Origin of the sequence: Streptomyces sp. NPDC051822 (assembly GCF_044452745.1) — a bacterium.
In the GTDB taxonomy this organism is placed as follows: Bacteria; Actinomycetota; Actinomycetes; order Streptomycetales; family Streptomycetaceae; genus Streptomyces.
In genome coordinates, this window is record NZ_JBITBZ010000007.1 from 306704 (window position 1) to 321991 (window position 15288).

Consider the following 15288-nt stretch of genomic DNA (forward strand, 5'->3'; position numbering starts at 1 on the left):
TGCTCACGCCGCGCCTCGCCCCTCCCCCCTCGGCGCCGGCTGCGCGGCACACATGACGACTTGTCGCCAATGGGCGATCTGCCGCGTACGGGCGGTGCGGGGTGGGCAGCATCGCTCGCGGGCCGGTCCTTCGTCCCGCGAGAAAGGAGCGTGCCATGCTGTCCGACTTCTTCGAACGGCTGCTGAGACGTGGTGGAGCGGGCCGGAGCGCGCCCACGCGGCCGCCGGGGACGCTCGTCCTCGACGCCGACTTCTCCTCCGCCGAGCAGTGGACCGCTGGCCGGTCCTGGGCGTATCCCGATGGCGGCCCGACCAATCCCGGCGACAACAAGCTCGACCACCTGACGGCGGACCCGTCGTACAGCAGGACGGGCGTGTTCCGGGCGACCCGCCGGGCGGACGGCGACTGGGACGCGGGGCTGCTCACGACGGAGGGCAGCCCCGAGGGCTTCCTCGTGCGGGCGGGCGACGTCCTGGAGGCGCGGGTGCGGTTGCCGGTGGAGGCGGGCGCCTGGCCGGCGATCTGGACCTGGCTCGACGGCGGACAGGAGATCGACGTCTTCGAGTACCACCCCGACAACCCTGACCTCCTCGAACTGTCGAACCGCGTCCGGGGACGTCACCTGTACTTCCGGGACCCCGCGATCCAGCCCGGGGCGTGGGTCGACCTCCGGGTCGAGTTCGGCGCGCGCGGTGTGGTGTGGTGGGTCAACGGCGCACAGGTCTTCGACGACCGGCGCGGGGTGGGGCGTTCCTGGCGGGCCCATCTCATCGTCAACCTGTCGGTGTGCGCGGGCCGCTACCACCCGGCGCCCGATCCCGACACGTCGGAGATGTCGTACGAGGTGGCGGAGTTGCGCGTGTACCGGTCCTGACCCCTCGCGCGGTGCGGCCGGGCCGCGGCACCCGGCCCGGATCGGGAACACGAGGGGGAGGCGGCCTCTCGGGGAACGGGCGTTGCGTAGGCTCCGACGGAGCGTTCCGCACGCCCGCACCGCGAGTCCGTACGACGAGGAGGACCTCCCATGAACACCGCCGACGAGGGACGGCAGCGGCTCGACGCGGCCAGTGTGCTCAACGCGAAGAGCACACTGCTGCAGCTGCTCGCCCGCGCGGGGGTCTACACCGGTGACGCCGAGGAGCTGATCGGACTCGTCGAGGCCGGAGCCCTCGCCCTGGCGCACGCGGAGATCGGCGACAGCCCACGGGACGCCCCTCAGGAGAAGGGGCCGCTCTACGCGTCCGGCTGGTCCGACGGCGCCCGGGACGCCGTGGACGCACTGGGCGCTCTCGCGGAGGAGGCCCTGGTCCGTGCCGTCACCGCCGGCCCTTCGGCCTCGGCACCCGACGAGCGCTCCCCCGTCCGGAGGGCGGAGATGGAGCGGGCCAAGGTGGCGGTCACACCGCTGCACCTCTCGTTCTCCGAGGTCTCCGACCTGGATCCGGAGGTCACCGACCAGGTGCTCGGCGCCGTGCTGCGCACGATGAGCCCCCGGGAGCGGGCCGGATACCCGGGCCGTCTCGCGGAGTTCGCCACGGCCCACCGCGCACAGCTGGAGCGGTTGTTCGCGGCGTACGGGCCCGGTGCCCCGATCGCCGTCCACGGGCGGTACTCCCTGGTCCACTCCCCCACCAGCGTCGCCGTTCTGGAACGCCTCGCCGCGGCGCCTTCGGCCCTGCACGAGGAGTGGGACGCCGCCGAGCTTCCGCCCGCCTGGCTGGACGGCCTGACGGCGGCCTGGGGTTCGCAGGCCTGAGCCGGCTTCCTCAACTCGACTTCTCTGATGAGCAGTTGCGGTCGCTCGCCCCGGCGGCGTAGCGACTGTTCGGCGATCCCGCCCTCTTGATACTTAGGTTAGGCTAAGTTAAGTTCCACTGTGCCGACCTGGGGTGTGCCGACCCGGGTGTGCGCCACGTCCCCACTCATCAGGAGAGACGGAAGAACATGACCTTACGGGTCGCGGTGGCCGGAGCCAGTGGCTATGCCGGCGGGGAGATCCTGCGCCTGCTGACCAACCATCCCGGCGCCGAAGTGGGTGTGCTCACCGCGCACAGCAGCGCCGGAAGCACCCTCGGACGGTCCCATCCCCAGCTGGCCTCACTGGCCGACCGCGTACTGACGGAGACGTCGGCGGAGGCGCTCGGCGGGCACGACGTGGTGTTCCTCGCCCTGCCGCACGGGCAGTCGGCCGCCTTGGCCCGGCAGCTGGGCCACGACGTGCTGGTCGTGGACTGCGGTGCGGACTTCCGCTTACGGGACCCGGCCGCGTGGCGGCGCTTCTACGGCAGCGACCACGCCGGCACCTGGCCCTACGGGCTCCCCGAACTACCCGGGGCGCGCGACGAGTTGAAGGGAACCACCCGGATCGCCGTACCCGGCTGCTACCCGACCGCGGTCACCCTGGCGCTCTGGCCCGCGCACGCCGCCCGGCTGGTGGAGCCCGAGGTCGTGGTCGTCGCGGCCAGCGGGTCGTCGGGGGCGGGGCGGGCCGTGAGACCGCACCTGCTCGGCTCGGAGCTGATGGGCTCCATGAGCCCGTACGGGGTCGGTGGCGGCCACCGGCACACCCCCGAGCTGACACAGAACCTCTCCCTCGTGGCCGGCGAGCCCGTGACCGTCTCCTTCACGCCCACCCTCGCCCCCATGGCCCGGGGCATCCTCGCCACCTGCTCCGCCCGGCTCCGCCCGCACGTGGCCGCCGACGGCGGAGTGGACGAGGTCCGCGAGGTGTTCGAGGCCGCCTACGCCGACGAACCGTTCGTCCGGCTGCTACCGGCTGGTCAGTGGCCGTCCACGGCCTCGGTGCTCGGATCCAACACGGTGCAGGTGCAGGTGGCCGTCGATCCGGCCGCCCGCCGTCTCGTCTGCGTGAGCGCGATCGACAACCTGACGAAGGGCACCGCCGGTGGTGCGGTGCAGAGCATGAACGTCGCCCTCGGCCTGCCCGAAGGGCTCGGCCTGCCCATGAATGGAGTGGCTCCGTGACCGTGACCGCCGTCCGGGGATTCCTCGCCAGCGGGGTGGCCGCCGGCATCAAGACGTCCGGCGATCCCGATCTCGCCCTGGTGGTGAACCGGGGACCCGCACCGGCCGCCGCGGGAGTCTTCACCTCCAACCGGATCCAGGCCGCGCCCGTCCGCTGGTCTCGGCAGGCCCTCGCGCGCGGAACCGTCTCCGCGGTGGTCCTGAACTCCGGCGGCGCCAACGCGTGCACGGGCCAGGCCGGAGCCGACGACGCACGGACGATGGCCGGACAGACCGCGCTGGCCGTCGGGATCGCCGCGGAGGACGTGGCCGTCTGCTCGACCGGGCTCATCGGTGTCCCGCTGCCCATGGACCGCGTCACGGCGGGCATCGCGCTCGCGGCGTCGCGGCTGACGTCCGACGGGGGCCGGGACGCGGCCGTGGCCATCAGGACGACCGACTCCGTGCACAAGACGGCGGCCGTGTCCCGGTCCGGCTGGACCGTCGGCGGTATGGCGAAGGGCGCCGGCATGCTCGCGCCCGGCCTCGCCACCATGCTCGTGGTCCTCACCACCGACGCCGTGGCCGGCGAACCGCTGCTCGACACCGCGCTGCGCGCGGCCGTCCGCACCACGTTCGACCGGGTCGACTCCGACGGCTGCATATCCACGAACGACACCGTTCTCCTGCTCGCCTCGGGCGCGTCCGGTGTCACCCCTTCGGCCGCGGACCTCACCGAGGCCGTGCACGCCGTCTGCCTCGACCTGGCCCGGCAGCTGATCGCGGACGCCGAGGGCGCGTCGAAGGAGATCGAGATCGCGGTCGTCGGCGCCGCCTCCGAGGAGGACGCCGTGACCGTGGGCCGCTCGGTTGCCAGGAACAACCTCCTCAAGTGCGCCCTGCACGGCGAGGACCCGAACTGGGGCCGGGTGCTCTCGGCGATCGGCACGACCGACGCGGTCTTCGACCCCGACCGCCTGGACGTCGCCGTCAACGGGATCTGGGTCTGCCGGGACGGCGCGGCCGGGGAGCCGAGGGAGAAGGCCGACCTGACGGGCCGCCACGTCACGATCACGGTCGACCTGCGCGCCGGAGAGGCGTCGGCCGAGATCTGGACCAACGACCTGACGGCCGCGTACGTGCACGAGAACAGCGCCTACAGCTCATGAGCGGAGGAGGAACGGGGATGAGGACGACCGTCACCGACGGCGTGGAGGGCGCGACCGCCGTGGCCGCCGTGGACCTGCCGGCCAGGGACGTCCCCTGGTCGGAGGAGCTGCAGGGCCGGACCGTCGTCCTCAAGTGCGGCGGCAGCACCCTGATCGACCCCGCGCTCCGGCGGTCGTTCGCGCAGGACGTCGTCGAGCTGTGGCACGCCGGGCTGCACCCGGTCGTCGTGCACGGCGGCGGCCCCCAGATCAGCGAGATGCTCGACCGCCTCGCCCTGGAGGTCAGGTTCGAGGCGGGGATGCGGGTGACCACTCCGGAGGCCATGGACGTGGTCCGTATGGTGCTCACCGGTCGCGTGCAGCGCGAGCTGGTCGGGGCCATCAACGCCCACGGGCCCTTCGCCGTCGGCATGTCCGGCGAGGACGCCCACACGCTGACCGCCGAGCGGCGCCCTGCGTGGGTGGACGGCCGGGCCGTCGACATCGGCCTCGTCGGCGACATCGTGGCCGTGGCCCCCGGGACCGTACGGGACCTCCTGGCCGGGGGCCGTATCCCGGTCGTCTCGCCCGTCGCGCGCGGCACGGACGGGCAGATCTACAACGTGAACGCCGATCTCGCGGCCTCGGCGCTCGCCGTCGCCCTCGGCGCCGACCGGCTCGTGATGCTCACGGACGTTCCCGGGCTCTGTGCGGACTGGCCGCGCCGCACCGAGGTGATCCCCCGTCTGACGGCCGACGAACTGGACGCGCTGCTCCCCGGCCTCACGGGCGGGATGCTGCCGAAGATGGAGGGCTGTCTGCGCGCGGTCAGGTCCGGGGTCGGGCGCGTCCACGTCCTCGACGGGCGGACGCCGCACGCCGTCCTGCGGGGCGTCCTCACCGAGGAGAACCCCGGCACCACGGTCCTGCCCGACTGCGCGACGGACGGCGCTACCGACGACTCGGCGGACCGCGCCCCGAACGACCAGGAGATCCGCGCATGACCGCCCCGCTGCCCGCTCCACCGCTCAGGGACCGCTGGCGGGCGGTCATGATGGACACGTACGGCACTCCCCCGCTGGCCCTGGTCCGCGGCGAGGGCTGCACGGTCTGGGACGAGACCGGTCGCGCGTACACAGACTTCACCGGCGGCATCGCGGTCAACACCCTCGGGCACGCCCATCCGGCCGTGGTCGCCGCCGTCACCGACCAGGTCGCACGGCTCGGACACGTCTCGAACCTGTTCGCCGCCGAACCGCCGGTCGCGCTGGCCGAACGGCTCCTCGGGCTCTTCGGCAGAACGGGGCGGGTGTTCTTCTCCAACTCCGGTGCGGAGGCGGCCGAGGCGGCCTTCAAGGCCGCCCGCCGCACCGGAAGGACCCATGTCGTCGCGATGGAGGGCGCCTTCCACGGCCGCACCATGGGAGCCCTGGCGCTCACCGGGCAGCCCGCGAAGCGCGAGCCGTTCCTGCCGCTGCCCGGGGTGGTGACCCACGTGCCGTTCGGGGACGTCGAGGCCCTGCGCGCGGCCGTGTCGCGGGACACCGCGGCGGTGTTCGTCGAGCCCGTACAGGGGGAGGCGGGCGTGATCCCCGCTCCCGACGGCTACCTGCGGGCCGCCCGCGCGATCACCCGCGCGACGGGAAGCCTCCTCGTCCTCGACGAGGTGCAGACCGGGATCGGCCGCACCGGGCACTGGTTCGCGCACCAGGCGGAGGCGGGCGTGGACCCGGACCTGGTGACCCTGGCCAAGGGCCTGGGAGGCGGCCTCCCGATCGGTGCCACGGTGGCGTTCGGCGCGGCGGCGGAGCTGCTCGGCCCCGGGCACCACGGGACGACCTTCGGCGGCAATCCGGTGGCCTGCGCGGCCGGTTCGGCCGTCCTCGACACCCTCGCGTCGGAGGGGCTCCTCGGGCACGCCGCGCGCATGGGTGAGCTCCTGCGGGACGGCGTGGCGGCGCTGAAGCACCCTCTGGTGGACGAGGTACGGGGTGCGGGGCTGCTGCTCGGCGTCGTGCTGACCGAGCCCGTCGCCGCCCGGGTCCAGGGGGCGGCGCAGGAGGCCGGGTTCCTCGTCAACGCCGCGGGCCCCGGAACCGTACGGCTGGCTCCGGCGCTCACGGTCTCGGCGCGTCAGGTCGGGGAGCTGGTCGAAGCGCTCCCGGCGGTCCTCGACGCCGCCCAGACGTAGGGAGGGGAGTCCCGGGGCGCGGGCGGCGGGCACACCGCGGCCGCCCGCGGCCGCGCCGCTATCCGCACGCCCGTCCCGGGTAGTCGGCGCTCTCCGGCACGCCGGCCTCGCGCATCCGGCGCAGGACCTCGTCCAGGGACGCGTCGTCGACGTCCACGGGCACGTTGGACTCCGTGTCGAAGACCATGGTGTCCGCGTCCGGGTGCCAGATCACCCACCGGGGCGGCGACTCCGGGGTGTCCCACAGGGCAGCGAACGGTGTGAGTTCCTTCTCTTCTCCCGTACTCACGGGGTTCCCTTCTCGGTGCGGCCGTCGACGTACGTCGCCACGACCTCGATGTCCCCGATCCGTGCGGTGTCGACCCGCCGGGGATCGTCCCCGAGGACCACGAGGTCGGCACGCCTGCCCGGGGTGAGGCTGCCCGCGCTGTCGTCCCAGTGGCAGGCGTGGGCGCCGGCGACGGTGTATGCGTACAGGGCCTCGTCGACCGTGACCCCCTCGTCCGGTCCGATCAGCCGGCCGGACGTGGAGGCGCGTTCGACCATGAACTGGATCGCCCGCAGCGGCGAGCCGTCCGTCACCGGCCGGTCCGAGCTGCCGACCAGCGTGACGCCGTGGTCGAGGAACCCCCGGCCCCGGTACATCCACGGCGCCCGCCGCTCCCCCATGACGTCGGCGTAGTCGTCGCCGAAGTAGCGGAGGAAGTTGGGCTGGACCACGGCGCTGACGCCGAGCCGGGCGAAGCGCGGCAGCTGGTCCGGGCGGATCAGGCCGGCGTGCTCCACGCGGTGCCGGGCGTCGGGGCGGGGCCGGCGCTCCTGGGCCCGCTCCAGGGCGTCCAGGGCGAGGTCGGCTGCCCGGTCCCCGATGGCGTGGACCGCGAGCTGCCATCCGGCGAGGTGGCCGTCGACGACGAGCTCGGCGATCCGCTCGGGGTCGTCCTGGAACTGTCCGGTGTGGGACATGCCCTCGTACGGGTCGGTGAGCGCCGCCGTACGCGCCATCATGCCGCCGTCGGTGTAGATCTTCAGGGCGCCGAGGGAGAGCCAGTCGTCGCCGAAGCCGGTGCGCAGTCCGAGGTCGAGGGCGCGCGGGATACCGTCGTCGCGGTGGGCGGCGCGCGGCCGGAGTGTGTCGCCCGCGGCCATGAGCTGGACGCGCAGGGGCAGTCGGCCCCGGTCCCTGAGGAGTTGGTACGCGCCGAGTTCCACGGGGCTGTGGCCGAGGAGGCCGCCGCCGATGCCCGCCTCGGCGCAGGCGGTGATCCCTTCGGCGAGGCAGGTGCGGCCGGCGCGCTCGATGGCGTCGGCCAGTTCGTCCTGGGAGTACGGCAGCCGGAGTCGCCGGACGGCGGTCATGGCGCTCTCGGCGAGGAAGCCGTTCTCGTGGGGGACTTCGGCCGGGAGCAGGTCGAGGACGGCGCTGTTGACGACGCAGGCGTGCCCGGAGTCGTGCATGAGGAAGATCTTGCGGCCCCGGCTGACCCGGTCGAGTTCGGCGGCGGTGAGATGGCGGCCCAGGGCACGCTGGTCGTAGCCCGCGATGTCCACCCAGGCGCCGGGCGCGGCCTGCCGGGAGACGGCGTCCGCGACGACGGCGAGGACGTCCTCGACGCGCTCGCACGGCGCGATGCTCGCGGTGTTCGCCTTGAGGCCCGCCCAGGCCAGGTGGACATGGCTGTCGATGAAGCCGGGCAGCACGGTGGCTCCCTGGAGGTCGACGACCTCGCGGGCGGGCAGTGAGGTGACGGCCTCGTCCAGGCCCACGACGCGTCCCCGCCAGATGCCGAGGTCGTGGGCGACCGGGTGGTCCGGGTCCATGGTGAGAAAGCGCGCGTTCGTCAGCCTCGTACAGAGCATGGGCAGTCCGTTCCCGGGTCGCTGTCGCTGTCGTCGGTCGCTGTCGCCGTGGTCAGGAGGTCTTGGCCATCACGATGTCCGAGGAGTCGGCATCGGCCGGCGGGTACCGCTTGGGTGCCGCGGGCACCATCAGCGGCGTTCCCGTCTCCGGGTCGTCGATGATCCGGCAGGGCAGGCCGAAGACGTCCTCGACCAGCTCGGCGGTCATGACGGTCGACGGGTCGCCCTCGGCCGCGATCACTCCCCCGGGCCGCATCACGATGAGGTGGGTGGCGTAGCGGCAGGCCTGGTTGAGGTCGTGCAGGACCGCCACGATCGTGTGGCCCTTGCGTGCGTGGAGTTCGGCGCACAGGTCGAGGACCTCGACCTGGTGCGCGATGTCGAGGAACGTGGTCGGTTCGTCGAGGAGCAGGATCGGGGTCTGCTGGGCGAGGACCATGGAGAGCCAGACGCGCTGGCGCTGGCCGCCGGACAGGTCGTCGACCGGCCGGTCGGCCAGTTCGAGTACGCCGGTCTGGCGCATCGCCTCGACCACGGCGGCCTCGTCGTCGGCGGACCACTGCTTCAGGAGGCCCTGGTGGGGGTAGCGGCCGCGGGCGACCAGATCGCCCACCGTGATGCCGCCGGGCGCGGTCGAGGACTGTGGGAGCAGTCCGAGCCGGCGGGCTACCTCGCGGGAGCGGTACGAGGCGATGGCCGCGCCGTCGAGGTAGACCTGACCGGCGCGCGGCTTGAGCATCCGGGCGAGGGCGGTGAGCAGCGTGGACTTGCCACAGGCGTTCGGCCCGATGATCACGGTGAAGGAGTGGTCGGGGATGTCGACGCCGAGGCCGGTCGCCACGGTCCGCTGGTCGTAGGAGAGGGTGAGGTTCTCGGCGCGCAGGCGGGTGGCGGGGCGGGGGGCCGGACGGTTCGTTGCTGTCATGCGCGGCTCTTTCGCGACTCGGTGACCAGTAGCCAGATGAGGTAGAGGCCGCCGACGCAGCCGGTCGCCGTGCCCACCGGGAGCAGTGCGGGGGCGAAGAGGCGTTGTACGGCGAGGTCGCTCAGGGCGAGCATGACGGCGCCCATGAGGGCGGACGGCAGCAGCGCGGGCCCGGACGATCCGGTGATCCTGCGGGCGACCTGGGGCGCGGCCAGGGCGATGAACCAGATGGGGCCGGTCACGGCGGTGGCGAACGCGGCCAGGGCGACGCTGATGACGAGGAGCACCGTGCGGGTGCGGGTCACGTCGACGCCGAGGGCCATGGCGGTGGTGTCGCCCATCTCGACCATGGAGAGGCGGCGGGAGAGGAGGAACGCGAGGGGCAGGAGGACGGCGACGGCGATGCCGATGGCGTGGGCGTGCGTCCAGAGCCGGTTCCCGAGGCTGCCGATCAGCCAGGCCTGCGCTTCGAGGGCCTCCTGGAAGGTGGCCCTGGTGATCAGGTACGAGTTGACGGCGAGGAGCAGGGCACTGACGCCGATGCCGACGACGACGAGGCGGAAGCCCTGGATGCCCCGGCCGATCATGAGCAGGTGGACGGCGAGGGCCGTGGCGAGGCCACCGACCAGCGCGCCGAGGGCGATCTGGGTCATGCTGCCGTGCAGCACGACGATGACGACGAGGGCGCCCACGGCGGAGCCGTTGGTGAAGCCGATGATGTCGGGGCTGCCCAGCGGGTTGCCCGTGATGCTCTGCAGGATGGCGCCGCTCACGGCGAGGGCCGCGCCGACGCAGAGCGCGGTCACGAGCCGGGGCATGCGCAGGGTGTTGACGACGAAGTCGGCGATTCCGGTGCCGTCGCCGGTGAGGGCCTGGAGGACCTCCCCGATGGTCAGGTCGAAGTCGCCGGTGGTCAGGGTGACGCCCATGACGGCGACGAGCGCGACGAGGAGGGCCGCGGTGGCGGCGACCGTACGGCCCCGTACGAGCAGCGAGACGCCGCCGGAGCGGGTGCGGACGACCCGGCCGGTGACGACGCGGGGGGGGTCCTGGGCGGTCGCGGGCCCGGGCCGGGAGCCGGGCGACGGTTCGGGCGCGGAGGCCTTCGCCTCCCGTACGGCAGTCACAGCATGACCAGCTTTCGGCGGCGGCACAGGGCGATGAAGAGGGGGGCGCCGATGAAGGCGGTGACGATGCCGACCTGCACCTCGCCGGGGGCCCCGAGCACCCGGCCCAGGACGTCCGAGCCGATGAGCAGGACGGGGGCGATCAGCATCGAGTACGCGAACACCCAGCGCTGGTCGGGGCCGACGACGAACCGGGCGATGTGCGGTACGGCCAGGCCCACGAAGCCGATGGGTCCCGCCGCGGCGGTGGCGGCCCCGCACAGGAGCATCACGGCGACGGCGCCGAGGGCGCGGGTCCGGCCGACGTTCACCCCGAGCGCCCGGCCCATCTGGTCGCCCATGGCCAGGGCGTTGAGCGACGGGGCGAGGACGAGGGCGACGACGAGGCCGACGGCGATGAACGGCAGGGACATCAGGACGATGTCGTGATAGCGGCCCGCGAGGGAGCCCACGGTCCAGAAGCGGAACTGGTCGAAGGCCCTCGGGTTGAGCAGCAGTACTGCCCAGTTGAAGGCGTACAGGACGGCGGTGACGGCGGCGCCCGCGACGACGAGCCGTTCGGGGGAGGCCAGTTTCCGGCCGGAGGAGCCGAGGAGGAAGACGCCGACGGACGCGGCGGCGGCGCCCGCGAGGGCGAACCAGACGTAGCCGAGGGGGGCCGCGATGCCGAAGAAGGCGATGGCCACCACCACTCCGGCGGAGGCGCCCAGGTTGACGCCGAGCATGCCGGGGTCGGCGAGCGGGTTGCGCGTCAGGGCCTGCATCAGGGCCCCCGCCAGGCCGAGCGCGGTGCCGACGAGCAGGCCGAGGACCGTCCGGGGGATGCGGTAGTCGTGGATGATCACCGAGGTCTCCGAACCGTCGGGGCTCCACAGGACGTTCCAGGTGGCGGTGAAGGGGATGCCCCGCGTGCCCACCCAGATGCTGAGGAGCCCGACCAGGACCAGTGCGGCGAGGGCGAGGACCAGGCCTAAGCCGCGGAACGCGGCGCCGGTGCGGCCCGTCGGAGGCGGTGCGGCCGGATCGGGGGCCCCTTCCGCCGGACGGGGCTGCTGTCCCGACACCACCCGGGATTCGACGGACAACGACAACTCCCCCTGGCGGCGGTTCAGATGTACGACGAGAGCCCCACTGCACACGGACCGACGGATCGCTACTTAGGCGAGGCTAACCGAACCGAATCGAGCGGTCAACGCGCCCGGCAGGGCCCGGACGAGACCCCCCGCACGCCCTCGCGGACGACTCGTCGCGGACCTCACCCCGAGCCCTCCGGTCAGAGTAGGCTTACCTAACCATTCGCTCACCTCCGTGAAGGAGTCACATGCCAACGGGCGGACCGACGGGGGGACTTGTCCTCCGCCGAGCGATCAGAGGACAACGCCGCCGCGTCATCGCGGCATCCCTGCTCGGCATGACCCATCAGGGCTGCGAGGCCCTGGTGCCGGTGGTCATCGGCGCCGCCATCGACACGGCGGTGGCGACCGGCTCCTCCGAGCAGCTGCTGCGCCTGCTGCTCGTGCTCGCGGTGCTCTTCCTGCTCCTGTCGACCTGCTACCGCACCAGCGCCCGCATCACCGAGGGCACCGGCGAGATCGCCGCGCACCGGCTGCGGCTCGATCTGGCCGCGCGGGTGCTCGACCCCCGGGGCGGCGCCGACGCCGACCGGCTCCCCGGCGCGCTGACCAGCATCGCCACCAACGACGCCCGCCGCGTCGGTTCGGTGGCCACCGTCATCTCGTACGGGGTGTCGGCGGTCGCCGCCCTCGTGATCAGCGCCGTCGCGCTCCTCAGGATCTCCGTCCCGCTCGGGCTGCTCGTCCTGCTCGGCATCCCCCCGCTCCTCTGGCTCGGGCACCGCATCAGCCGACCGCTCGAACGGCGCAGCGAGACCGAGCAGGAGCGGGCCGCCCACGCCTCGGGCGTCGCCGCCGACCTCGTCTCGGGGCTGCGCGTCCTCAAGGGCATGGGCGCGGAGTCGGCGGCCGTGGCCCGCTACCGGACCACCAGTCAGGAGTCGCTGGCCGCCGCGCTGCGGGCCGCCCGCAGCCGGGCCGGGCACGAGGGCGCGGTCCTCGCGCTCACCGGCGTCTTCATCGCCGTGATCGCCGTGGTGGGCGCGTACCTCGCCATGGACGGCAGCATCAGCGTCGGTGACCTGGTGGCCGCGGTGGGCCTCGCGCAGTTCCTCCTCGGTCCCTTCCAGCTCCTCACCTACGTCAACGCCGAACTCGCCCAGGGACGTGCTTCGGCCCGGCGGATCGCCGAGGTGCTCGCGGCGCCCGTCACCGTCGAGGCCGGGCACGAGGTGCCCGCCGACCGGGCCGCCGGAGGGCTGGCCCTGCGCGGGGTGACGCTCGGCGCGCTGCGGGGCGTCGACCTCGACCTCCCGGCCGGCAGCCTGACCGGGATCGTCGCCCAGGACCCGGCGGCCGCCCGTGACCTCCTCCTCTGTCTGGCCCGGGAGGCGGACCCCGCCGAGGGCGCGATCGAACTCGACGGCACACCGCTGACCTCGCTCGATCCCGACGCGCTGCGCCGGGTCGTGCTTGTCGCCCACCACGACGCGGACCTGTTCGAGAGCACACTGCTCGACAACGTCCGGGCCGGGGCGGACGGCGGCACCACGTCGGTCGAGCGGGCCCTCAGGGCGTCGGCGGCCGACGACGTCGCCCGGCTCCTGCCGGACGGCGGCGACACCCTGCTCGCCGAACGCGGACGGTCGCTCTCGGGCGGCCAGCGCCAGCGCGTCGCGCTCGCCCGCGCGCTCGCCGCCGACCGGCCGGTCCTGGTGCTGCACGACCCGACGACCGCCGTGGACACCGTGACCGAGTCACGGATCGCCGACCGGCTGCGCGAGATCCGCCGGGACCGCACCACGGTCCTGGTGACCACGAGCCCCGCGCTCCTCGCGGTGACCGACCGGGTGGTGGTCCTGGAGGACGGGGCCGTACGGGCCGCAGGGCACCACACCGAACTCCTCGCCGCCGACGCGGCGTACCGTGCGGCGGTGCTGGCATGACGACCGCCGACGTGACGAGTCCCGAGGGCCCGGAGCGGGCCTCCGAAGTCCGTACGCGAGAGTCCGAAGGCCGTACGCGAGAGTCCGAAGGCCGTACGCGAGAGTCCGAAGGCCGTACGCGAGAGACGGACACGAAAGGGACGGAACAGTCCATGAGCGGTACCCGCCCCGACCGTGTGCTCCTGCCGACGGCCACCGGCGCCGAGTCCCTCGCGGCGCTGCGCGCCATGCTGCACGGCCACCGGCTCCTCGCCGTGGGGGCGATCACCGTCCTGGTCGCCGGAACGGGGGTCGGACTCCTCACCGCTCCCCTCCTCGGGCACATCGTCGACCTCGTGGTGGACCGCACGGGCGCGCCCGCCCTGACGCTGCCGCTGGTCCTGCTCGTCGTGGTCGCGGTGGCGCGGGGCGCCGCCGCGACCGTCGGCAGCACCCTCGTGGCGCGGCTCGGCGAGACCGTGCTCGCCGCCCTGCGCGAGCAGTTCATCGAGCGGGCGCTCCGGCTGCCGCTGGACCGCGTCGAGGCGGCCGGTTCGGGCGACCTCGTCTCCCGCGTCACCAGCGACGTGTCGATGATCGGGAAGTCGGTGCGGCAGGCACTGCCGGAGTTCAGCCGCTCCGCCCTCACGATCGTGCTCACCCTCGTCGGACTCGCCGTCCTCGACTGGCGCTTCCTGCTCGCGGCGCTGCTCGCCGCGCCGGTCCAGGTGCTGTCGGTCCGCTGGTACCTGCGTCGGGCGGCCCCCGTGTACGGCGAACACCGGGTCGCCACGGGCGCGTTGCAGCACCAGCTGCTCGACAGCGTCGGCGGGGTGCGGACCGTACGGGCGTTCCGCCTGAACGGGACGCACACCGACCTCCTGGAGCGGCGCTCCGAGGCGGCGCGCGACCTGGGACTGCGGGGCATCCACATCGTCACCGGCTTCTTCTCGCGGCTCAACCTGGCCGAGTTCATCGGGCTCGCCGCGATGCTCGGCACCGGGTTCGTCCTGGTCGACCGGGGTGCGGTCAGCATCGGTACGGCCACGGCCGCAGCGCTGTACTTCCACAGCCTCTTCAACCCGATCAACGCGACCCTGTTCCTCCTGGACGACGCCCAGTCGGCGGGGGCCAGCTTCGCCCGCCTGGTCGGGGTCTCGAACCTGCCGGCGGAGCGGGCGGCCGCCGACCACCACACGCTCGCGGACGGCTCGGTCGAGGTGTCCGCGCTCAGCCACGCGTACGGCTCAGGGGCCCCCGTGCTGCACGAGGTCGACCTCCGGGTGCGGAGCGGGGAACGGGTCGCCCTCGTGGGCGCGAGCGGGGCCGGCAAGACCACCCTCGCCAAGCTCGTCGCGGGCGTCCACAGCCCCACCGGCGGCTCGATCAGGCTGGGCGGGGTGGATGCCGGGGAACTCGGCCCGGCCGGGGTCCGGCGCGCGGTCGCCCTCATCAGCCAGGAGGTGCACGTCTTCGCCGGGACCCTCGCCGACGACCTGCGCCTGGCCCGGCCGGAGGCCGACCACGAGGCCCTGCGTGCGGCGCTCGACCGGGTCGGGGCGCTCGAATGGGCGCGGGCGCTGCCCGAGGGCCTGGACACGGTCGTCGGGGAGGGCGGTCACCGGCTGACGGTCACCCAGGCGCAGCATCTCGCCCTGGCCCGGCTCGTGCTCGCGGATCCGCCCATCGCGATCCTCGACGAGGCCACCGCCGACGCGGGGAGCGCCGGCGCGCGGGTCCTGGAGGAGGCTGCCGCCCGCGCCCTGGAGGGCCGTACGGGGCTGCTCGTCGCGCACCGGCTGCCGCAGGCCGCCGCGGCCGACCGGATCGTGGTCCTCGACCAGGGCCGGGTCGTGGAGACCGGTACCCATGAGGAGCTGGTGGCGGCGGGCGGCCGGTACGCCGACCTGTGGGCGGCCTGGTCCGCCAGCCGCAGGGAGCCCGGCGAGAAGGTGCCTCACCCGGCCCCGGATGCGGACTCGGGCTTCGACGCGGACGCGGACGCGCCGGTCGCGCCGACCGTGTAGGAAGGCTCCCGCGCGCACGTAGGGGGCGGCACGACATCACGTCGTGC

General features: G+C 73.7%; 13 protein-coding genes. 8 read left to right on the forward strand and 5 right to left on the reverse strand.

Features of this window, described 5'->3' with window-relative positions; all coding sequences use genetic code 11:
* The first annotated feature begins 155 nt into the window (after nt 1–155).
* The 6 genes from ACIA8N_RS22940 to ACIA8N_RS22965 all read left to right on the forward strand — a co-directional run bounded on the left by ACIA8N_RS22940 (nt 156) and on the right by ACIA8N_RS22965 (nt 6304).
* The gene (locus tag ACIA8N_RS22940; protein ID WP_365779080.1) at nt 156–875 is read left to right on the forward strand and encodes a beta-glucanase; all 720 of its coding nucleotides are present in this window, start codon (nt 156–158) and stop codon (nt 873–875) included.
* A gap of 150 nt (nt 876–1025) precedes the next feature.
* Nucleotides 1026–1757 (forward strand): hypothetical protein, encoded by a 732-nt coding sequence (locus tag ACIA8N_RS22945; RefSeq protein WP_365779082.1) that lies wholly within the window; start codon nt 1026–1028, stop codon nt 1755–1757.
* A gap of 188 nt (nt 1758–1945) precedes the next feature.
* Nucleotides 1946–2986: an N-acetyl-gamma-glutamyl-phosphate reductase gene (gene argC, locus ACIA8N_RS22950; protein WP_365779084.1), complete on the forward strand. Its 1041-nt coding sequence runs from the start codon at nt 1946–1948 to the stop codon at nt 2984–2986.
* Complete coding sequence (gene argJ / locus ACIA8N_RS22955; protein ID WP_365779086.1) at nt 2983–4134, forward strand: bifunctional glutamate N-acetyltransferase/amino-acid acetyltransferase ArgJ; 1152 nt, start codon at nt 2983–2985, stop codon at nt 4132–4134. The genes argC and argJ overlap by 4 nt, the downstream gene beginning before the upstream one ends.
* Nucleotides 4135–4151: 17 nt before the next feature.
* On the forward strand, nt 4152–5117 hold the full coding sequence (gene argB, locus ACIA8N_RS22960) for an acetylglutamate kinase (protein ID WP_365779088.1): 966 nt from the start codon (nt 4152–4154) through the stop codon (nt 5115–5117).
* A complete protein-coding gene (locus ACIA8N_RS22965; protein ID WP_365779090.1) occupies nt 5114–6304 on the forward strand; it encodes an acetylornithine transaminase in 1191 nt (396 codons plus the stop codon). Before argB ends, ACIA8N_RS22965 begins: the two co-directional genes overlap by 4 nt.
* Before the next feature lie 58 nt (nt 6305–6362).
* On the opposite strand, the gene ACIA8N_RS22970 is transcribed toward ACIA8N_RS22965, so the two are convergent.
* Genes ACIA8N_RS22970 through ACIA8N_RS22990 form a run of 5 tightly spaced genes read right to left on the reverse strand, consistent with a single transcriptional unit; the run spans nt 6363 to nt 11307 of the window.
* The gene (locus ACIA8N_RS22970) at nt 6363–6593 is read right to left on the reverse strand and encodes a hypothetical protein (protein ID WP_365779092.1); all 231 of its coding nucleotides are present in this window, start codon (nt 6591–6593) and stop codon (nt 6363–6365) included.
* Nucleotides 6590–8164, reverse strand: coding sequence for an amidohydrolase (locus tag ACIA8N_RS22975; RefSeq protein ID WP_365779094.1), 1575 nt, complete (start codon nt 8162–8164; stop codon nt 6590–6592). The genes ACIA8N_RS22970 and ACIA8N_RS22975 overlap by 4 nt, the downstream gene beginning before the upstream one ends.
* A gap of 52 nt (nt 8165–8216) precedes the next feature.
* A complete protein-coding gene (locus ACIA8N_RS22980) occupies nt 8217–9089 on the reverse strand; it encodes an ABC transporter ATP-binding protein (protein WP_365779096.1) in 873 nt (290 codons plus the stop codon).
* Entirely contained in the window at nt 9086–10216 is a 1131-nt protein-coding gene (locus ACIA8N_RS22985) for an iron chelate uptake ABC transporter family permease subunit (protein WP_365779098.1), read from the reverse strand. Before ACIA8N_RS22985 ends, ACIA8N_RS22980 begins: the two co-directional genes overlap by 4 nt.
* Complete coding sequence (locus ACIA8N_RS22990) at nt 10213–11307, reverse strand: iron chelate uptake ABC transporter family permease subunit (RefSeq protein ID WP_365779100.1); 1095 nt, start codon at nt 11305–11307, stop codon at nt 10213–10215. The genes ACIA8N_RS22985 and ACIA8N_RS22990 overlap by 4 nt, the downstream gene beginning before the upstream one ends.
* 230 nt (nt 11308–11537) lie before the next feature.
* Here ACIA8N_RS22990 and ACIA8N_RS22995 point away from each other — a divergent pair, with 230 nt between their 5' ends.
* Both ACIA8N_RS22995 and ACIA8N_RS23000 read left to right on the forward strand, forming a co-directional pair.
* A complete protein-coding gene (locus ACIA8N_RS22995; RefSeq protein WP_365779103.1) occupies nt 11538–13235 on the forward strand; it encodes an ABC transporter ATP-binding protein in 1698 nt (565 codons plus the stop codon).
* A gap of 152 nt (nt 13236–13387) precedes the next feature.
* On the forward strand, nt 13388–15241 hold the full coding sequence (locus ACIA8N_RS23000; RefSeq protein ID WP_365779105.1) for an ABC transporter ATP-binding protein: 1854 nt from the start codon (nt 13388–13390) through the stop codon (nt 15239–15241).
* The last annotated feature ends 47 nt before the right edge of the window (nt 15242–15288 follow it).